Source organism: Alkalispirochaeta americana, from assembly GCF_900156105.1.
Taxonomy (GTDB): Bacteria; Spirochaetota; Spirochaetia; order DSM-27196; family Alkalispirochaetaceae; genus Alkalispirochaeta; species Alkalispirochaeta americana.
This window is the reverse complement of record NZ_FTMS01000017.1, coordinates 38,809-57,265: the sequence shown is the minus strand read 5'-3', so window position 1 is coordinate 57,265 and position 18,457 is coordinate 38,809. Positions and strand designations below refer to the sequence as shown.

Sequence of the window (18,457 nt, the reverse complement as noted above, 5' to 3'; positions counted from 1 at the left end):
CCGCTCACCGATCAAGCAGGATCAGTTTTTCAAAGATCACGGACCGAAAGGTCCTCTTTAAAAAGTACTACGCTACCCCAACAATTGCAACACAGATTGTCCCTGGGTATTGGCCTGGGCAAGCATGGCTGTGCTGGATTGGGCCAGGATCTGGTTCTTGGTGAAGTCTACAACTTCCGAAGCCATATCCACGTCCCGGATCCGCGATTCCGCCGCCTGGAGGTTCTCCGCAGCGATATCGATTCCCTGGACCGCCATCTCCAGACGGTTCTGATACGCTCCCAGGTCGGCCCGTTGCTTGCTGACAGACCGCAGGGCCGTGTCCAGAAGGCCTATTGAGGCGTTGGCCGAGTCGGGGCTGGAGAGGGACATCATCTCCTGGTCCTGGCGCAGGCCCAGGGCTGCTGCGGTCATGGTGCCGATGTAGACGCGCTCGCGCTGATCCATGTTGGCTCCGATCTGGAAATACATCGAGGCTGTGACCACGTTGTTTCCCGTATCCCGGGCAAAGCGGCCCGTGAGGAGATTCATGCCGTTAAACTGGGCGTGGGAGGCAACCCGGTCGATCTCGTCGATCAGTTGGGAGACCTCTACCTGGATCTGCATTCGGTCCTCGGCAGTGTAGATGCCGTTGGCGGACTGAACGGCCAGTTCCCGGAGACGCTGGAGCACGTCCTGAGACGACTGAAGGTGCCCTTCTGTGGTCTGGATCAGCGAGATTCCGTCGGCGGCGTTCCGCGAGGCCTGGTTGAGGCCGCGGATCTGGCTGCGCATCTTCTCGCTCACGGCAAGACCACTGGCATCGTCGCCGGCTCGGTTAATCCGGAGCCCCGAGCTCAGTTTTTCGATGTTTCCCTGCACATCCTGGGTGGTAATACCCTGGCGGCGCTGGGCGAACATGGCGCTCATGTTGTGATTAATAATCATTTTTACGTCCTCCCTGAACGTTGTTTTCTTCGGGCTTCCGTGCCCGGGCGCTGAAAGAAAGCATTTTTCCCGACGGTACCGATTTTTTGATCAATCGGGCTAAAGGCCGCTCTCTCGGCGCCGATAATCTAGATTAGGGGAGGCCTGGCTCTTCGGGGCCAGCGAAAAAAACAGGGACTCCCCTATGTTGGTCTATCGGTGGGGAGGGGAATAAACTTAAGGGGTCGAGAGAAATTTTCTCCCGGCTGTCGTTGCGTTATCCCAGAAGTGCCTGATATTGAAGCGCCACGGGGTCTTCCGGCTCCAGTTCCAGAACGGTGTTGAAGTAGCGCCGTGCCTCGGGAATGTTTTCTTCTTTCATGGCAAGGACGCCCAGGTTCGACATGATCTTGGTGTTGTCCGGCTCCTGGTTCAGGGCTTCGATCAGAAGGCGCCGGCTTGTGCTGAAATCGCCCAGCTCCATCCGGCAGATGGCGAGTTCGTTCAGGGTGTCGGCGGTGTTGCCCCCCAGGGAGCGGGCTTTTTCGAAGGCTTCGGCGGCCTGGTCAAAGTGGCTTAGTCTTCGGTGGCCCCAGCCCAGGAGAAACCAGCCGTTCCATGCCTGGGGGTGAGTCTGGAGGAACTCCGTGATGTGGCGGATTCCTTCTTGTTCGCGGCCTGCCTTGATGCACTCGAAGGCTTCCCTGAAGAGGCGGTCCGTGGTGCTCTGGGAATCGATCTCGGCAAGAATCTTTTGCACCCTGGTGACAGCCTCGTCGTCCTTGTCCTGGTTGTATTCCAGGAAGAACTCCAGACGGCGTTTTGCCTCTTCCACGCGGTAGAGGCGCAAAAAGAAGAGCCCTGCGTTGAGGTGAACCGAGGGAGGGAGCTCTGCATCCCGGGCGATGAGGTCCTGATAGATGGCGCAGGCCCGGGTGCGGCAACTTTCGGCGGCGTTATCTTTTCCGATCTTCTGGAGCGCATCGGCGCGCTGTTCCAGGGTGAGGGCCAGATTCACCGGCCCCTCGATTCCCTCAGGAACCAGCCCCGAGAGGGCTCGGAAGATTTCCTCGGCCAAATCGAAGTTCTCGTTGCGGGCGTTGATGATTCCCGTTTCGGCCAGCTCCTCCACCAGACGGGGGCGGACTTCTCCGAGAAAGTTCCGGTACAGGGGGGCGTCTTCGTGATCCGGTTTGTAGGCCAGAACCTTGAGCATGCCCGCCAGGATCATCTCCCAGGTCAGCTCGTCGAGATTCCAGGAGTCAGGGGTTCCCGAGGTTTCTACCGGCAGCAGTACCGCCGGGTCCAGTAGTGCCGCTCCGGCTGTTCCGGTGGTTTCTGTCAGGGACCGGGCAACTTCATCGGGAAGGGAGATTTCATCGGGAAGGGAGATAAAGACGACGTTTTTCAAGGGATCGGTATCGTGAGTTTCCATAAGGTCTGCTCCAGAAAGGTGTTATTGGGTTGATGCGCCTGAATCGTGGGGTGTCCCGGCTGCCGGAGCAGGGGATGCTTTGGGTGAGGGGCTTTTGACAAAGCGCAGATAATCGTTGAGCCGAAGTTTGTAGGTCATGGGGATTTTTGTTTCTTCATATTGTATGGCGTAGGCGGCCAGGTCAGAACGGCCTTCCACGGGCTCAAAGCGGACGATTTTTGCGGGGATGACCACCTGCTCCTCGGGTTCTTCGAAATCCAGGCGTATCAGTGCCGGCCGGTTCACCAGGAATTGAGGAACTCCCTGCATGATTACCTTTGCACCGCCGAAGGATATATCCCGGATCAGCCCTTTTCGGGGAACCTTGTCCACCTCGATATAGGCGCCCTTGCTGCTGAGGCCAAGTTTCTTCTGCACATCGGGGGAGATGATGATCCGCTCCTCCCGTCGGCGCTGGGAGGAAATTGTTGCCGAGAGGAGGTTTCCCAGGCGCTCGATCAGATCGTCGGGAGGGCGCTGGGTGTAGTGGAGGGTGATGAAGCTCAGACCCTTTGAGGGATCTCCGTAGGGTGAGAATCCTGTGATTCGGGCTGTGACGAAGAAGGCCAGGGGGTCTGTTTTTTCCCGCTGGATAAAGCTGAACCTGAGGGACACCATGTTCTTTGATTTGCTCAGGGCTGCTTTCAGGGAGGGTTGAAGGGTGGTGATAACCCGGGCGCCGGTCATGGAGCTGGAATAAACGATACATGGCCACTGATATCCCAGGCACTTGATGAAAATCTGTTTTGTATTGAGAAAGAGGGCCTTGATGATTTCCTGGGTGAACGTTACTTCTGTGTGCTCGAACTCTTGATAGTATCGTGTGATCTGTTGACTGGTAGTGAGCGCCATGGGTGGGTACCACGGTACGCTATTCATGGGGGGATGTCAACTGAAATGGTTGGGTGGATAGGTAGTAGAACAGTCAGGATCAGGGGGAAGGTTCTGGAAGGATCTCGTCGATTGACTGAAGCAGGCGGTGGGCGATCTCTTCGATCTCCCCGACATCTTCGGAGCTCGCCCCTTCGGAGCGGCTCCGGAATAGTTCATCCGTCACGACCAGGGCCGCGAGGATCGACTTTTTCAGGGGGTCTCGGGTAGCAACCGTTTCCTCAATCTCCTGAAGCCGATCGCGGTAGTAACTGAGGATCTCCTCAAGGTACTCCGGTTCTTCGTCGGACTGTATCTGGAAGGATGTTCCCAGCAAGTCGATCCTCATCATCGTGGACATCTGATCAGAAGATATCCAGTTCGGGCCCGGTCTGGTGAGAATCGCTGCTTTCATCAGGTCCGGCACCGAAGGAATCCCCTTCCTGGCGGTGATCTTCTTCGGAGTGAGCATCGCCGTGGCGATTTGTCTCTTCGTTGTAGTCACCGTGGTGATCATCACCATGGAATGCGGATGCTTCGTGGGGGTCGGTCCCGGGTGCTTCGGAGTCGGCGGTTTCACTCCCGGCAACTTCCGGATTGGTGTCGCCCTGGTCAGCCCCGTCATTCATCAGTTCCTGATGTTCGTCCTGATCCTCATCCTCTTGCAAGGGTTCCCCGGACTGAGAAACTGACTCCGGTTCGGACGGTATATCTACCTCGATCTGGCGACCTTCCGTTCCTTCTTCTCCCAGGGTGTCTTCAACCTCATCGAGCCGTTGAAGGGCGCTGAGGATTCCTGCTTCGATCTCTTCCTGACTTGAGGCGTACCCTTCAAGGCGTGCCTCAAGGTCGGATATCCGGTCTTGATACGTCTGGAGCTCTTCACGGAGGGTCGTGTTTTCCGCCTGCAACTCGCCTACCCGGGTGATTACCTTTTGTACGCGTTGTTCCAGGAGGCGAACCTGTTCGATTTTAATCATGGGATCCTTTCCGGTTATCCTGTAAGGACCGCGCTCAGCCGTCGAGCTGAGCGCGAGAGGCGGATACGAGCTGGTTAAAAGCGTCGCGGTCTTCAACAGCCAGGTTTGAGAGGGCTTTTCTGTCCATCTGGATGTCGGCTTTGCGGAGCCCTTCCATGAAGCGGGAGTAGGTTACGCCCTCGGCCCGGCAGGCTGCACTGATTCGGGTGATCCAGAGGCGACGGAAGTCCCTCTTGCGGGCTTTTCGGTCCCGATAGGCGTATTCCAGCGATTTGGACAGGGCGTCCTTGGCGGTGCGGAAGGCGTTTTTCCTTCGGCCCCAATAACCTTTTGTTTGCGAAGTGATCTTCTTGCGACGATCCTTGCGCCGCGTTCCGTCTACTGCTCGTGGCATGGTGTTTCTTCCTCTTCTCTCTCAAATCTCTCGGGTGTAACCGGGATTAGCCCTTGCCAAGCAGGGCCCGGGCCCGCTTTTCTTCGGCAGGACTCAGGATACCTGTTTTGCGCAAATTGCGTTTGCGCTTCGTTGACTTCTTGGTAAGAATGTGGCGCAGTCCCTGCTTCTTGTACTTTACCTTGCCGCTCCCCGTCAGAGAGAAGCGCTTCGCCGCAGCGCGGCGGGTTTTCATTTTTGGCATGCGATGCTCCTGATCTTTATTTACCCTTGGATCCCGGTGAAAGAATCATCGACATGAAACGCCCCTCCATCATCGGTCTTCGGTCAACCACGTGGGGTGTATCGAGCAGGCCGAGAATCCGGTCGAGGACGAGTTTTCCCCGGTCGGTGTGGGCGAGCTCTCTTCCCCGGAAGCGGATTGTTACCTTAACCTTGGAGCCTTGCTCCAGAAACTCTTTGATCTGTCGGGTTTTGAACTCAAGATCGTGGATTTCGATCTTGGGCTGCATCCTGACCTCTTTCAGTTTCAGGAGCTTCTGTTTCTTTCGGGAATCCCGGGCGTTTTTCTCCTGTTCAAACTTGAACTTTCCATAATCAAGTATTTTACAAACCGGAGGTTTTGCCTGGGGCGCAACCTCGACCAGGTCGATGTCCTGATCTCGCGCCATCTTCAGCGCCTCAATGGTAGGGACAATGCCTAGCTGTTGTCCGTCGCTTCCTACCAGTCGAACCTCTCGCACCTTTATAGCTTCATTGGTGCGTAAATCTTGTTTGGCCAATATACCTCCCGCAATGTGAATGCTTGATTACTGGTCAGAAACCATAGCATTGCCCGGGAAAAGAGTCAAATCCTTAGAGCGGGGTCCGGGGAATATTTCTCTGCTTTCGCGGTCTTCTTTCAACTTTTTCCGCTTCTCTTGTCCCCGGGGGCATTTTAGAAGCTGGCCAGGTTGTGAAAGAAGCGTCGAAGATGGCGTTAAACAGTTGCCCTGCTGTCCGGGTTTGTTTCTGGTCAGCGCTGGATCAGGCAGCACACGTCAGTGGCCAGGAGGTTTGGCCACAGCGGGGGTATCGGGTTTTTCCGGTGGAGAAAGAGTTCCTTGGTGATGCGGATGTGTTTCTCGCGACAGAGCTCCCGGAAGTCCTTGTGGGTGAAAAAATGGATGTTCGGGGTGTTGTGCCAGCTATAAGGAATGTTGCGGTTCACGGGCATTCTCCCGCCAAGGCCCAGCTGAAAGCGGTTGAGCAGATAGGCAAAGTTGGGGTAGTTCACGATTCCCCGGCGACCCACCCGAATGATTTCTTCCAGAAGGTGAGCCGGGTTACGGACTTGCTGCAATGTCCGGCTGAGGATGACGTAGTCGTAACTTCCCGAAGGGTGGTCCTTCAGCCCTTCGTCGAGGTCACCGTGAAACACGCTGATTCCCTTTCGGATGCACTCCTGGATCGATCGGTCGTCGATGTCGACGCCGCGGCCGATCACCTGCTTCTCCTGGGCCAGACGTTTCAGGAGGGTGCCGTCGTCGCAACCCAGGTCCAGGACGGTCGATCCCGGCTCCACCATGGCAATTATATGGTCAAAAACACTCACGAGGTTCCTCCTTCCAGAAAAGCGCTAATGAGATCGCGCTGCAGGTGTGATTCCAGCAGAAAGGAATCGTGGCCGTAGGGGCTGTTAATCTCGTTGAAAGAGACATCCTTTCCCGCCCGGGCCAGGGCATAGACGATTTCCTTGGATTGATCCGTGGGAAAGAGCCAGTCCGAAGAGTAGGAAAGGACGAGGAACCGGCTGTCGGTTCGGGCCAGGGCCGCTTCCAGGCCGTCCCGGGAGGCCCCGGCATCGTAATAGTCCAGGGCTTTCGAGAGGTAGATGTAGCTGTTTGCATCGAAACGGTCCACGAACTTTTCTCCCTGGTATTCCAGGTAGCTCTCCACGGCAAATTGATCCTGAAGATCGAGGTGTTTCTCCTCGCCCTGGTGGGTTTCCTGAAGCCGGCGGCCAAACTTCCGGCGCATCGATTCTGACGAGAGATAGGTAATGTGGCCCACCATGCGGGCGATAGCGAGGCCTCGGGAGGGTTGAGGGCCGTCGTAGTAGTTCCCCTTGTTCCAGTTGGGATCCGAGGTGATGGCGTTGCGCCCCACGGCGTTGAAAGCAATACCCTGGGCGCCAAGGCGGTGGGTGGATGCCAGAAGAATTGTTTGCTGTGCGATCCCGGGATAGCGTATGGCCCATTCCAGGGCCTGCATCCCACCCATGGATCCTCCTGCTGTGGCGTGGAGACGGTCTATACCCAGTTGCCGCAGGAGCTGGCGCTGGACCTCCACCATGTCCCCGATGGTGACCGTGGGAAAGGACATCGCCCAGGGGATGCCTGTGGTGGGGTTCTTTGAGCCGGGGCCGGTGGTGCCACGGCACCCTCCCAGGACGTTCGAACAAATCACGAAGAACTTGTTCGTGTCGAAGGCCCCTCCGGGGCGGACCATATCGTCCCACCAGCCGGGGTGACGGTCCCGGGGGGTGTGGAGGCCGGCCGCATGGGCGTCACCGCTGAAGGCGTGAAGAAGAAGAATTGTGTTGTCCCTGTTCTCGTTCAGTTTCCCGTAGGTCTCGTACTGGACCACCACTTCCGGCAGGGTTTTCCCGCTTTCCAGGGGGAATCCTCCGGGGGGAATCTCAAGTTGAATGGTTCGGGGGACAACCAGACCGTTGGGTGATTGTTCCACAGTGCCTCCTTCGTATCGGGTAAGAACCTACTTCCTTGCTTGTCTTCTATGCAAGAGGAATGATACCGTAGCTGTTGTTATGGTGACCTTTCTTCTTTTTTCGGCGCCTCTGGCAGCCGTTGTAGCGGGGCTGCTTCTGGCCGATCGGGTTTCTCCTGGTGATGCCCCGTCGGCTGATTTACGCTATCTCCTGGTTCGCTATGCTGTGTTGCCGGGGATTTTCATCTTTGTCGCGATGTTTCTGGTGCGGATGGCCGTCCAGTGGAGTATCCCCTATCAGTATAGCCTGGGGGGGCTATTCCTCTATCATTTGATTGTGGAATATGCGGTGTGGGCCTGTCTGGCGGCGGCCGCGGCCTGGATCGTCGTTCATCGTGTGCCTGAAAAAACCCAGCGCGAGCGCTACCTGTTGTACCTGGGGTTTTTTGCCACCGTTTTCTTCCTGGTCGCGGTAACCGATGTGATCCTTCATGACGGGTTCTGGACTGTTTATCCTCTGGTGGTGCTGCCCCTGCTTCGGCTGGGTGTCGTTTTGGTGATGCCTCTCGTGCTGGTTCTTGGTCTGGGCCGGGAGGGCGATCTTCGGCTCTGGGCGGTTCCTCCCGTCTATCTTCCGGCGGCGGCGATGGTGGCGGCTTTGTTCGAGTGGTTGAGACCCCTTCAGGCCTTCGCCTTGCTTCTGCTGGTACTGATCCTCACGGGAGGGGTCTTTTATGGTGTACTCTTCTCCGGTGCCCCCAGGAAGGGCTAGGCAATTTGCTTCGGCAGGGGTCATTCTGTGGGTCCTGTCTCAGGCGATCTTCCTCATGGGGTGTGCTCCGACCGACCTCCATGTCCCTCCCGTGTTCGAGAATACCCCTCTTCAGGATGACCTGGATCAGGAGGTTCGCCGCAGCGGGACAACCCTGCGGGTTCATTTTGGCTGGGGAGATGAGCCCGGCGAAAAGGGAGAACTCCGGGCTCACGCCTTCCGGCGGCGCCCTCTTTTTTTCCTCCCCCGTTCAAATCCTGCACTGGAATCCTCATCGGCTACAGAAGGTCTCCGCGCCCGGGGAGGAGTTCCCCCTGAAGGGATTGCGCTCCTTCCCGATCCCGATCGGCAGGAGGCGCTCCGGGATGCTCTGGTCTGGTTGCAGGAGGGGCGTGATGGTCCCTCGCTGGTGGTGGTCCTGGGGGAGTCGTCGTTGTCCCCGCAGGAGCTGGATTCGCTTGCTCTCCTGGCCGGAGAATCCCTGCTGATCCTCGAAGAGGATACGGACGCATCCCGGATAGTCGGGGAGATAGTCCGCAGGGCAATCGGGAACTCCGATAACTCGGACAACGCCGATGAAGGTGGGGTCACGGGCCTCCTCGTGCTCGGGGGAGCGAATTCCGCAGGGGTTCTCCGGCATTTGCCCGAGGCCTTTCTGCGGGAGGGGCTGGCTGTCCCCGAGGTGGTAACGGAAAGTCTCTTTCGCGCCACAGCATCGCGGTTAAGGACGGCGGGGCTTCCTCTGGCCGGAGCGATTGTGCTGGACCTGGCGCGGGCCTTGAAGGAGCAGGTTTCCAGGGAACTTCCGGGAAAAAGCGGTGAAATTATTTACGTGCCTGCAGTGTTTTACCGATACTGACCGAAAGGGCTGGTTGATATACCAAGACTGTTTGACAAAGCAGGGAGGGCATTCCTATAATGCCCTAGGACGGTGAAAATCTCTTCCCTCTGGTGAGATACAAGATAATGCGGTAAGGAGTAGATACATGAGTACAGGTCGCCTGCTCGGTTTTAGTCTTGTCGTTGCGCTGTTGGTGCCCACACTATCGTTTGCGCAACAGCAGGCAACGACCAACTTTCAGACAATTGTGATAGAAGACTTCGACACCCCCGGGGAGAGCCCCTGGATCGTACGGGCTGGAAAGTTCATCGCCGAGGGGTACCCTCGGGTATCCTTTGTCAGAACCTTTCCCGAAGCGCTCTACCGGCGGGAGCCCGAGGGGCGGGAACTTCGTGCTCTGGGTGTCCAGGCCGCATTTGATCGCCAGGGGTACAACTTTCTGGAGTTCATTCCCGTTGAGCCTGGTGAGGATGGTGAGCAGGAACCACGGGGAATCCCCATTCCCGGCCGGGTCCGCTTTCTTGATATGTGGGTCTGGGGTTCCAACTTTGATTACTACATGGATATCCACCTTCGTGATTATCGAGGCATGGTCCATGTCCTCAAGCTGGGTGACATCAACTACCGGGGCTGGAGAAACCTTCGCGTAGAGATTCCCACCTGGATACCCCAGGAATCACGGTACATGGCGGAGATCCGTGGCGGAGAGTTTGCGTCGGACCTTCGGGGGCTGGAGCTGGTCAAGATCGTGCTCTGGACCCGTCCCCGGGAGCGGGTGAACGGCTTCTTTGTGTATCTGGACGAGATTAAGGTGGAAACTGACCTGTACCGCGATCCCTTTGACGGAGAGGATCTCCGGGATCCTGATTTTGTTCGGGAGATGTGGGCTGAAGGCGAGGGAATGTAAGCGATGAAGAAAACAAAACTGCTTGTTGGTGTGATGCTGTGCGGATTGGTTTGGGCCGTGACTGCCCAGGAGACCCTTCCTGACCCGGCGGGGATTGGCGTCGATGCTGCGCAGCAGAACCTCCAGGAGATTTCGATCGACCGGTTCGAGGATCCGGGGTTCTGGATTCCTTCGGTAGCCGCCGATGTGGGAGTTGTCATGCATCGCCGTGTTGCGGGAGGCCCGGCAGACAAGGAGCCCATTCCCGGCGAGGTAGAGGCGGGGATCGAGGTTGTCGACGACTACGTGATCGGTGTTCGGACCGATTTCTATCGCCGGGGAGCCGCTACAGTCTCTCTGCGTCCTGTGCGTCCCCTGGCGGTGCCCGGGATCGTGAAGACCCTCTCGGTGTGGGTGGTGGGCCGTAATTTCAACCACGAACTGAGCATTGTTATCGAGGATTACTTCGGAAACGTGAACGTCCTGCCCATGGGGAGGCTGAACTTCAGCGGCTGGAAACAACTGACCGTGGCTGTTCCTCCCTCGGTGGTTCAACGGAATCCTCATTACAACACCGAGACAGGAATCAGAATACGAGGTTTGGTGGTTAACACCTTTATTCCCGAGACCTACGGTAGTTACTACGTTTATTTTGACGATCTCCGAGCGGTGACGGATCTTTTTGCCGAAGAGAGTCGGGATCCCGACGATATGATCGATAACTGGTAAGCACCAGTAAGCCATGGCAAGCAAAAGAGCCTCCTCGGGGGCTCTTTTTTTATTTCTTTTTTAAGGGGGCTGGTTTGCAGGAAAGAGGCGAATTTCTTGGCAACGCCTTTCAGTTTTTGCGGAAGGCCTATTTTTTTCAAAATCTGTCGGATCAGCTTCTGGAAGAGATCCTGGGGGCCTGCGAGAAGCAATCTTTCTCTGGTGGTTCTGTCATCTTTCGTGAAGGAGAGCAGGGAGATTGTCTCTTCATCGTCATGACCGGGTCCGTAGAGGTCTGGAAGAACCACGGTTCTTCCGGGGAAAATCTTCTGGCAGAGTACGGGCCTGGCCGGTTCTTCGGAGAGATGGCCCTGGTGGACAGTCTCCCTCGCAGTGCCACGGCGGTCGCCAGGGCTTCGGTAGAATTACTCTCCCTTTCGCGAGATATCTTTCAGGGCCTGGTAGAGCGCTTCCCCAGGCTGGCTTTGGCCGTCATGCGATCTCTCTCGGCGATCGTCCGCGAGAGCAACGACAGTTTTGTGGCTGATCTGAATCACCGCAATCAGGAATTGTCCCGCGCCTACGATCAGCTTGAAAAAGCACAGCAGGAAATCCTTCACCATGAGCGCCTTTCCAACCTGGGGAAAATGTCCGATATGATTCTTCACGACATCCGAAACCCCGTAGCTGTTCTGAAGGGCTATGCCTCCATGCTGGAACACGTGGCTGACAATCCCGATCGTGTTCGTGACTTTGCCCGCCGTGTCTCCAGGGAAGCGGAGCGGCTTTCCCACATGGCAGGCGAGCTGCTGGATTATACCCGCGGTGAGGTGCGGCTCGATATGTCGGTGGTAGCTCCCTCACTGGTGATCTCCGAAGCGATCGCCTGCGGGCAAGAGTATTTCCGGACCTCAGGGGTAACGGTGGAAACCGTTATTGAGGAGGATGTTCCCATCGTCGTTGATTTCCACAGAATGGTGAGGGCTCTTCTGAACCTCCTCGACAATGCGCGAAAGGCCTGTGCGTCGGAAGGAACGATTCAGATCAGGGTTCTTCGTCAGGAGCGGTCAGTCACCTTTGAAATTCAGGATAACGGAGTGGGAATGGCCCCCGACGTTCTGGACCGGGTCTTTGAGCCCTTTTTTACCCGTTCTGCCGGAGGAACCGGCCTGGGGATGGTGGTGGTAAAAAATGTTGTCGAGGCCCATGGGGGGGCCTTGCAGATTCGGTCGCAGGAGCAGCAAGGCACGTGCGTCACGATAATCCTTCCGGGGACCTACTGAGGCAGGTCGCCCAGGAGGGTTTCCAGATTTTCCGAGACCTGGTGGACAAGATCCTCCAGATTTTCTCCGCGCAGCTCCGCCGCCGTTGCGTAGGTGAAAGCCACCATGGCAGGATGATTCAGTTTCCCCCGATGGGGATGAGGAGCGAGAAAGGGAGCATCTGTTTCGAGGAGCAACCGCTCTTTGGGGACGCAAACCAGGGCTTCCCGGAGCTCCCGGGCCGAGGGGAAGGTGATGTTTCCGGCAAAGCTGATATACATGCCTGCATCAACAAAGGATTTCACCCAAGTTGGGGATGAGCTGAAGCAATGCATGATTCCGCCTCGGGAGAGAGCTGCCTTTTTCAGGGCCTCCAGGCAGTCCTGATCAGCTTCGCGGTTGTGAACGATTACCGGCAGGCCATGGCTGGATGCCAAGGCAAGTTGAGCATCGAAAATCTCCTGCTGCCGTTCCCGGGGCGCATAGGTTCGGTACCAATCCAGACCTGTCTCGCCCAGAGCTGAAAATGGTTCCTGTGAAAGTTTGTGGTCGATCAGGGCCAGGGCCTCACGCCAGTCTTCGCGGCAGGATGCCACCGGATGAAGGCCGCAGGACCGGTAAAGCGCTGGATAAATCCGGGGCAGGTCTCCGGTCTTGTCGGTGTCCTCGGGGGTGATCGCCACGTCCATGAGGGGGCCCATCCCGAGGTTGCGAAGTTCACGCAAGAGCTTCCGGGGATCAAGCCCCTGGTCTGCCAGGGCCTGGCTGTGAAAATGGCTGTCGCTCATGCCGGGTATCCAGGGAGTTTCCCGGGAGACCCGGGATATATCCAGGGGAGTCTTTTTCATACGAAACCCAGTATTCAGTATCCTCCCGCTTTCAGCAACCACTGACCCGGCGGTTCAGTGTGCCCGCCGGGTCCGGGCCATGCCGGGGAAAGGGCAATATTCAAATGGCCGAAGCGAAAACTCCCCCCTCAATGTACATGGTGTATGTGGACAGAAAAGATTTTTCAAAAAAACCGGGATGCCCCGGTGCTTTTCTTTGGTCTTCACGAAAATCATGGTCTCTCATTGAGGAAAGAGGAGGAAGAATGTATCGGTCTTATCGTCATGGTATTGTCCCTGCGGTGCTGATTGGAGTGACGCTAGTGCTTGCTGGTTGTCAAAACCCCTTCAAGGCCGATGGTTCCAGGAGTTCTCCCTCACCCTCGGGAGGATCGCTAACGGTCTCTCTTGAGACCTCCCTCGTCTCCGGTGCTACGATCCTTCCCGAGATAGAAATGGAGATCGAGGCCTATCGTGTTCGCGTGAATGGACCCGGGCCTGTCCAGAGCAACCGGATTAATTCATCCCGTACAACGGTTACCTTCTCGGATCTTGCGCAGGGTGATTGGACAGTTACCGTCAAGGCGGAAAACTCCGACGGGGTGGTTGTCGCCTATGGATCTGCGACGGTTGAGGTTGAATCGGGCGCGACCGCGAAAGCCGATGTAGCCCTTTATCCCCTGGAGGGATCGGGAACCTTGAATATTTTCATCAGCTGGCCACAGGAATCCCTGGATAGCCCGGTGATAGAAGCGTCTCTTGTACCGGCGGGAGGATCAGAGCATGACATCTCCGGTTCCTTCGTAATCAGCCCCACCGATGCCGAGGCCAGTTATACCGGTCTATGGGACACCGGATATTATACGCTGAACCTTTTGCTAAAAGACGGGGACCACGTGGCCTGGCCGTTACACGTTGCTGTGCGGATTATTGAGGGAGAGGAATCGTCGGGGGTGTTTCCCCTGACCGAGGATGATCTTCTGATATACGGTGAGGCTCCTCCGCCTCCTGGGGCGATTCTGGTGAACCTTGGGGGCGACCTGAACAACCCCTATAATATTGCGCTCGACGGTCTTGTTGAGAACATTGATCACGGAGAGGTCGTGACCATAGAGATGACTCTGGATCCTGCCTCGGAACCCGATGAAATCAGATGGTACCTGAACGGCATGGTCATACCGGGTGAGACGGGGCGATCCCTCAGGATCGGGCCATCGGGGGTTGCCTCGACTCCCGGAACCTACTGGCTCTCCCTGGTGGTCTCCAGGGGTACCATGATCAGTTCCCGGCGGGTTCGATTCGAGGTCAACCCTGTTGGCCCGTATCGAGATCTTTCCGATATTGATTTCCGGGAGATGGTCTCTGTTCCTGGTGGTGTCTTCCGACAGAGATCGGAAGGGGAACAGAACAGCTTTGACCATAGCATATCGAGCTTTGAAATAGCCCGCTATCAGGTAACCTACGAGTTATGGTACACCGTCAGGCGGTGGGCTGAGGATAATGGATATGGTTTCGCCCGGCCGGGGCGTGAAGGAAGCCGTGGCAGGACAGGAGGGCAGCCCACCGCGCAGGGGCGGCACGAGCCTGTTACCATGATTAGTTGGCGTGACGCGATTGTCTGGATGAATGCCTACAGTGAGATGTCAGGCTTGAGTCCGGTGTATTACGAGGATCCGGAACGGACCAGACCCATACGGGACTCGAGGGCAGGCAATGGTATCCAGGGTGGTGAAGGGGCGATCGATAATCCATACCTGGACCGGTCCGCAGGAGGCTATCGATTGCCCACCGAGGGAGAGTGGCAGTATGGGGCGAGCTATCAGGACGGAACCAACTGGACCCCCCACAATTATGCATCGGGTGCACGGGCTGATCATGCTGACCCGGCTGCCACCGGAGCGGTCGCGTGGCATGCAGGCAACAGTGATACCGGTGAGGGGAAAAAAACCCAGCCGGTGGGAACAAAAGAAGCCAACCAGCTGGGGATTCATGATATGAGCGGGAATGTTTGGGAGTGGGTCTGGGACTGGAGGGCAGAGTATCCTGGGGAATCACAGGTTGACTATCGGGGGCCGTCCTTTGGGGGGGCGCGTGTTCTCCGTGGCGTCGGATGGGATGATACGGTTCCTGTGACGGTTGGTTTTCGCCACGAAGATTATCCCTGGAATGCCCGTGGCTTCGGTGTTCGGCCTGCCCGAACGGTCGATCTGTCCTACGGTATCGGTGACTTTGGCCCTGCGGGCGGACGGATAGCCTACGTAGACGAAGCAGATGATTTTCCCTGGACCTATCTTGAAGCGGCTCCAGCCGGGACGGAGTGGTCCGGGAAGCCCTGGGGCGGCTATGCAACGGAAGTGGGTCTCCAGGCCCGGGGCACGGCAGTTGGCACGGGAGCAAGCAACACGGCAGAAATAGTACACACCTTCGGGGATGTGGAGCCCCGTAATAACAGGAGTGATTACGCTGCGAGGCTTGCCCATGATCTGATTGTGGAGCGTAACGGAACGATCTTCGACGATTGGTTCCTTCCTTCCCGGGATGAATTGAATTTGATGTACGAGAATCTGCATGCCCAGGGTCTGGGAGGATTTGGCGACGTAAACTACTGGAGTTCCTCCGAGATCAGTAGCCTCGATGCCTGGCGCCAGAGCTTCGATGACGGGGATAGGGGGGAGCTCGGTAAAAGCCAGATCCGACGGGTTCGGGCCGCCCGGGTCTTTTAAATGGGCCGTGTTCGGGGCGGTATCACCCGGGCCCGGCGCGCCTGCTGTGCCGGGCCTGTCTCGGGTTATCTCCGGGGCCTACTCAACCTTGAACTTTTCCAGCTCCTGATTGAGCGCCAGGATGGTCTCTTTGGTGGTATTGCTCAACTCCCGGGCCGTCTGGACGGCCCGGGTTATTTCCTGGGCTCCCAGGGCAACGCTCTCGATTCCCTGGGTGACCTCGAGGGTCACGTCTCCCAGGCGCTGGCTTTCCTGGATGACCTCGGTGCTTCCCGACATTATTTCCACAGCTCCTGATTGCACCTGGGAGGTGATCTCGTTGAGAAGACCAATGGCCCGGAGTATTTCCTGGCTTCCTGCGCTCTGCTCGTCCATGGCGTTGCGTATGCTTGCCTCCCGTTCCGAGACCGTCTGTATTCGCTGGTCGATATCAGAAAACTGAAGAAGAACCTCCTCGGTGGCCCCGACGCTGAGGGCTACCGATTCCTTGATCTTTTTGAGTTCGCTGGAGATCATTTTTGCTTGCTTTGCCGATGATTCGGCCAAGTTTCTGATCTCCTGGGCTACTACAGCAAAACCTGCTCCGGATTCACCGGCGTGAGCCGCCTCGATGGCAGCGTTCATGGAGAGTAGGTTGGTTTGCCGGGCAATATCCCCGATGACGGAGCTTATCTTGATCAGCCCCTCGGAGTCTTTCGAGACCTTTCGGATCTGTTCCGCCACAGAGGAGAGGTCGTTTCGGCCTTTTTCCGATGCCTGGGTGAGCATATTAACGTTCTCGGCGTTTTTCCCCAGATTGGCCGTGACCGAGGATATATTGGCCAGCATCTCTTCCACCGCTGAGGATGATTGCGTAACACTCGCGGCCTGTTCATCGATTCGGTCTTTCAGGGCAGAGATCGTTCTGGTTATTTCCTTCATCGTGGAGGTGGTCTCCTCGACGTTGGATGCCTGGTCGCAGGTTTTTGCCTTGATCTCCTGGAGGGTGCTGCTGGCCTGCTGGACCGCCGCCGATGACTCCTCCATGTTGGCTGCAAGATCATCACCGGTGCTTTGCAGAACCCGGGACTGAGTTTTTACTCCGACCACCAGGCTCTGTACCTTCTTCAGTGTCTCGTTGAAGTGGGTGGCCATCTCTGACAGTTCATCGTTACTGGTGCTCTCTATTCGTTGGGTGAGGTCTCCTGCTCCCAGGGATATCTCCTGCAACAGTTGTACTGTCTTTTTGATGGGCGAAGATATGCGGCGGTTCATGACAAATCCCAGAAGGAGTATCGATCCGGCAAGGACTCCCAGGGCCAGAAGGATGCCCCGGGCCAGACTCCGGGTAACCGGAACGGTGAGATGCCACAGGGGTGTGTCCAGTGCGATAACCAGCCCTGTAGATGCGATGGGAGCGTAGACAACCAGAGCGTTTCCTTCCTCGAAGAGCGCTTCCTGCCCTTCTTCAGGGCCGCGGGCAAAGGGGCGTGTTCCGGTGCGGCTGGTGTCGCTGCTGATTATGGCTTCGCCCTCCCGGGAGAGTAGCGTAAGGGTATAATCAGAGATCAGGTCTATCTCTATCCGGGAAAAGTAATCGGTTAGCTCTTCCAGGCCGATATCGATGGTGACTACACCGGTCTTGTCTCTCCCCTGCATCAGGGCAGAAGTGGCGGTAATCATGGGAACACCGGTGACGGCGTCCTCGTAGAGATCGCTCCAGACAACGGTCTGGTTGGTCGCTATCCCATCGTTCCGATACCAGTCAAATTGGGTGTGGTCGTTTTCTTCGTTGCTGTATTCCCAGGTGAGGAGAATATCATCACCCTCCTTATACCAGAAAGGGCCAAAGAACTTCTCGTCGGGAATCGTGTAGTACTCGAGCCAGTAGCCACCACCGACGATGAGGTCCCGTGCGGCGATTTGGGTCCGGCTGATTCTTTCCAGTGTTTCCAGGTCTTCAAAGCCCAGTTCGTTAATTATCGCGGCGTACTGCTCGGTGAGGATTTCCACAGGTGCGAAGATGGTTCCATAGACGCTGTAGGATTCCTTTTGAATCTCGTGGAAAAGACTGGAGCGGATCGTTCTGAGGGTTTCCCGGTAGTGGCCCGGAAAGATTACACCCAAAAGCAGGGCGGTCATGGCGAGGAATATAATACCGGCCAGAGAGACGATTCGAACTGTCATGGTTTTGCGGCGCTTCAAGGTGTTCCTCCTTGTGAGGAGTTGCCTGGGGTGATGCAGGACAGGCCTGCCTCTCAGGGCATCTTCTGCCGGATGCCACGGTACTTTCAGAGTAACACAGGGCGCCGAATTTTTCAGCGTTTCCCAAAAAACGGAAACCCTGTGATGAAATCCTGTTTTTTTTCTGGAAGGGCGTATAATGGGGGAATGGAACAAGATCGACGACAGAGCCCCCGTTATCGGCTCCGGCAATTGATACACCTTGGTTTTGGCAAAGAGACCTTTATTCCCTCCCGGGGAACGGATATCAGCACTGCGGGAATTGGTTGCCAGGTGGATGAACCTGTAGATCTTTACAGCAGGGTCTATCTGATGATTCAGCTTGGCGAAGACGACTCAACTCCGCCGATTCAGGGGGAGGGCGTTGTGCTTCGATGCAGCCCCCGCGAAGGCGGGGGCTACGATGTGGGAATCGAGTTTACCGAGGTGCTCGATTTTGATGTGGAGAAGATAGCTGCCTTCCTCGGTGCTGCTGATTAGTCCACTAGCGCTATTGCCTCAATCTCGATTGCTGCGTCCTTCGGAAGCCGGGCTACTTCCACGCAGGAACGGGCAGGGGGGGTAGGGCCAAAGTATTTCTGATAGATCTCGTTCATGGCGCTGAATTGCTCCAGATCTTTTAAGAACACCGTAACCTTGACCGTTTTTTCCAGGCTTGAGCCTCCTGCTTTCAGGAGAGCTTTCAGGTTTTCCAGAGCCTGCCGGGTCTGGTCCTGAATGTCGGGGGAGGAGATTGTCATCGTTGCGGGGTCCAATGGAAGCTGCCCTGAGGTGTATAAAAAATCACCCGCCCGCAGGGCTTGCGAGTAGGGTCCGATTGCGGCGGGAGCATCTGTCGTTGTGATGGCCTGGTGTTTCATCGGTTTCTCTCTTTCCTTCGGG

20 protein-coding genes are annotated in these 18,457 nt (G+C 56.7%); 7 read left to right on the top strand and 13 right to left on the bottom strand.

The genetic code is table 11. The features are described from left to right. Nucleotides 1-72 precede the first annotated feature (72 nt). The 10 genes from BW950_RS12390 to metX all read right to left on the bottom strand — a co-directional run bounded on the left by BW950_RS12390 (nt 73) and on the right by metX (nt 7,354). Nucleotides 73-927, bottom strand: a complete 855-nt coding sequence (locus BW950_RS12390; protein ID WP_076489622.1) for a flagellin N-terminal helical domain-containing protein — start codon at nt 925-927, stop codon at nt 73-75. A 256-nt stretch (nt 928-1,183) separates the two neighbouring features. Further along, nucleotides 1,184-2,341 carry a tetratricopeptide repeat protein gene (locus BW950_RS12385; RefSeq protein ID WP_076489621.1) on the bottom strand — a complete coding sequence of 386 codons (1,158 nt, stop codon included), beginning with the start codon at nt 2,339-2,341 and terminating at the stop codon, nt 1,184-1,186. A gap of 21 nt (nt 2,342-2,362) precedes the next feature. After that, nucleotides 2,363-3,259 (bottom strand): PilZ domain-containing protein, encoded by an 897-nt coding sequence (locus tag BW950_RS12380; RefSeq protein WP_234969106.1) that lies wholly within the window; start codon nt 3,257-3,259, stop codon nt 2,363-2,365. 52 nt (nt 3,260-3,311) lie between these two features. Then, a complete protein-coding gene (locus BW950_RS15155; protein WP_076489619.1) occupies nt 3,312-3,611 on the bottom strand; it encodes a cell division protein ZapA in 300 nt (99 codons plus the stop codon). Between the two features lie 4 nt (nt 3,612-3,615). Then, entirely contained in the window at nt 3,616-4,230 is a 615-nt protein-coding gene (locus tag BW950_RS14950; RefSeq protein ID WP_076489618.1) for a cell division protein ZapB, read from the bottom strand. A gap of 34 nt (nt 4,231-4,264) precedes the next feature. Beyond that, a complete protein-coding gene (gene rplT / locus BW950_RS12365) occupies nt 4,265-4,624 on the bottom strand; it encodes a 50S ribosomal protein L20 (protein ID WP_076489617.1) in 360 nt (119 codons plus the stop codon). A 46-nt stretch (nt 4,625-4,670) separates the two neighbouring features. Then, nucleotides 4,671-4,868: a 50S ribosomal protein L35 gene (rpmI, locus tag BW950_RS12360; protein ID WP_076489616.1), complete on the bottom strand. Its 198-nt coding sequence runs from the start codon at nt 4,866-4,868 to the stop codon at nt 4,671-4,673. Between the two features lie 16 nt (nt 4,869-4,884). After that, a complete protein-coding gene (gene infC / locus BW950_RS12355) occupies nt 4,885-5,406 on the bottom strand; it encodes a translation initiation factor IF-3 (RefSeq protein WP_076489615.1) in 522 nt (173 codons plus the stop codon). Nucleotides 5,407-5,639: 233 nt separating this feature from the next. Continuing rightward, nucleotides 5,640-6,218: a methionine biosynthesis protein MetW gene (gene metW / locus BW950_RS12350; protein WP_076489614.1), complete on the bottom strand. Its 579-nt coding sequence runs from the start codon at nt 6,216-6,218 to the stop codon at nt 5,640-5,642. After that, complete coding sequence (gene metX / locus BW950_RS12345) at nt 6,215-7,354, bottom strand: homoserine O-acetyltransferase MetX (RefSeq protein WP_076489613.1); 1,140 nt, start codon at nt 7,352-7,354, stop codon at nt 6,215-6,217. Before metX ends, metW begins: the two co-directional genes overlap by 4 nt. A 79-nt stretch (nt 7,355-7,433) precedes the next feature. Here metX and BW950_RS12340 point away from each other — a divergent pair, with 79 nt between their 5' ends. From BW950_RS12340 to BW950_RS12320, 5 genes are all read left to right on the top strand, one after another. Beyond that, nucleotides 7,434-8,105, top strand: a complete 672-nt coding sequence (locus BW950_RS12340) for a hypothetical protein (RefSeq protein ID WP_076489612.1) — start codon at nt 7,434-7,436, stop codon at nt 8,103-8,105. Nucleotides 8,106-8,160: 55 nt separating this feature from the next. Further along, entirely contained in the window at nt 8,161-8,964 is an 804-nt protein-coding gene (locus BW950_RS12335; protein WP_076489611.1) for a hypothetical protein, read from the top strand. Nucleotides 8,965-9,091: 127 nt separating this feature from the next. Then, complete coding sequence (locus BW950_RS12330) at nt 9,092-9,853, top strand: flagellar filament outer layer protein FlaA (protein ID WP_076489610.1); 762 nt, start codon at nt 9,092-9,094, stop codon at nt 9,851-9,853. Between the two features lie 3 nt (nt 9,854-9,856). Beyond that, entirely contained in the window at nt 9,857-10,561 is a 705-nt protein-coding gene (locus tag BW950_RS12325) for a flagellar filament outer layer protein FlaA (RefSeq protein WP_076489609.1), read from the top strand. Between the two features lie 74 nt (nt 10,562-10,635). Next, nucleotides 10,636-11,823 (top strand): ATP-binding protein, encoded by a 1,188-nt coding sequence (locus BW950_RS12320; protein WP_076489608.1) that lies wholly within the window; start codon nt 10,636-10,638, stop codon nt 11,821-11,823. Here BW950_RS12320 and BW950_RS12315 read toward each other — a convergent pair. Then, complete coding sequence (locus BW950_RS12315; protein WP_076489607.1) at nt 11,817-12,650, bottom strand: TatD family hydrolase; 834 nt, start codon at nt 12,648-12,650, stop codon at nt 11,817-11,819. The genes BW950_RS12320 and BW950_RS12315 overlap by 7 nt on opposite strands. Before the next feature lie 245 nt (nt 12,651-12,895). Here BW950_RS12315 and BW950_RS12310 point away from each other — a divergent pair, with 245 nt between their 5' ends. Further along, nucleotides 12,896-15,352 carry an SUMF1/EgtB/PvdO family nonheme iron enzyme gene (locus tag BW950_RS12310; RefSeq protein WP_159438797.1) on the top strand — a complete coding sequence of 819 codons (2,457 nt, stop codon included), beginning with the start codon at nt 12,896-12,898 and terminating at the stop codon, nt 15,350-15,352. Between the two features lie 78 nt (nt 15,353-15,430). Here the strand turns inward: BW950_RS12310 and BW950_RS12305 are convergent, their stop codons facing one another. Next, nucleotides 15,431-17,536 (bottom strand): methyl-accepting chemotaxis protein, encoded by a 2,106-nt coding sequence (locus BW950_RS12305; RefSeq protein ID WP_143559238.1) that lies wholly within the window; start codon nt 17,534-17,536, stop codon nt 15,431-15,433. A gap of 186 nt (nt 17,537-17,722) precedes the next feature. On the opposite strand from BW950_RS12305, the gene BW950_RS12300 reads away from it, so the two are divergent. Further along, complete coding sequence (locus tag BW950_RS12300; protein ID WP_159438796.1) at nt 17,723-18,055, top strand: PilZ domain-containing protein; 333 nt, start codon at nt 17,723-17,725, stop codon at nt 18,053-18,055. Here BW950_RS12300 and BW950_RS12295 read toward each other — a convergent pair. Further along, entirely contained in the window at nt 18,052-18,435 is a 384-nt protein-coding gene (locus BW950_RS12295; protein WP_076489603.1) for a RidA family protein, read from the bottom strand. The genes BW950_RS12300 and BW950_RS12295 overlap by 4 nt on opposite strands. Nucleotides 18,436-18,457: the final 22 nt, after the last annotated feature.

What these genes read in the sequence shown, in the direction of transcription:
- BW950_RS12390 (WP_076489622.1), bottom strand. Translation starts at nt 927, where the DNA reads ATGATTATTAATCACAACATGAGCGCCATGTTCGCCCAGCGCCGCCAG.
- BW950_RS12385 (WP_076489621.1), bottom strand. Translation starts at nt 2,341, where the DNA reads ATGGAAACTCACGATACCGATCCCTTGAAAAACGTCGTCTTTATCTCC.
- BW950_RS12380 (WP_234969106.1), bottom strand. Translation starts at nt 3,259, where the DNA reads ATGAATAGCGTACCGTGGTACCCACCCATGGCGCTCACTACCAGTCAA.
- BW950_RS15155 (WP_076489619.1), bottom strand. Translation starts at nt 3,611, where the DNA reads ATGTCCACGATGATGAGGATCGACTTGCTGGGAACATCCTTCCAGATA.
- BW950_RS14950 (WP_076489618.1), bottom strand. Translation starts at nt 4,230, where the DNA reads ATGATTAAAATCGAACAGGTTCGCCTCCTGGAACAACGCGTACAAAAG.
- rplT (WP_076489617.1), bottom strand. Translation starts at nt 4,624, where the DNA reads ATGCCACGAGCAGTAGACGGAACGCGGCGCAAGGATCGTCGCAAGAAG.
- rpmI (WP_076489616.1), bottom strand. Translation starts at nt 4,868, where the DNA reads ATGCCAAAAATGAAAACCCGCCGCGCTGCGGCGAAGCGCTTCTCTCTG.
- BW950_RS12340 (WP_076489612.1), top strand. Translation starts at nt 7,434, where the DNA reads ATGGTGACCTTTCTTCTTTTTTCGGCGCCTCTGGCAGCCGTTGTAGCG.
- BW950_RS12335 (WP_076489611.1), top strand. Translation starts at nt 8,161, where the DNA reads ATGGGGTGTGCTCCGACCGACCTCCATGTCCCTCCCGTGTTCGAGAAT.
- BW950_RS12330 (WP_076489610.1), top strand. Translation starts at nt 9,092, where the DNA reads ATGAGTACAGGTCGCCTGCTCGGTTTTAGTCTTGTCGTTGCGCTGTTG.
- BW950_RS12325 (WP_076489609.1), top strand. Translation starts at nt 9,857, where the DNA reads ATGAAGAAAACAAAACTGCTTGTTGGTGTGATGCTGTGCGGATTGGTT.
- BW950_RS12315 (WP_076489607.1), bottom strand. Translation starts at nt 12,650, where the DNA reads ATGAAAAAGACTCCCCTGGATATATCCCGGGTCTCCCGGGAAACTCCC.
- BW950_RS12310 (WP_159438797.1), top strand. Translation starts at nt 12,896, where the DNA reads ATGTATCGGTCTTATCGTCATGGTATTGTCCCTGCGGTGCTGATTGGA.
- BW950_RS12300 (WP_159438796.1), top strand. Translation starts at nt 17,723, where the DNA reads ATGGAACAAGATCGACGACAGAGCCCCCGTTATCGGCTCCGGCAATTG.
- BW950_RS12295 (WP_076489603.1), bottom strand. Translation starts at nt 18,435, where the DNA reads ATGAAACACCAGGCCATCACAACGACAGATGCTCCCGCCGCAATCGGA.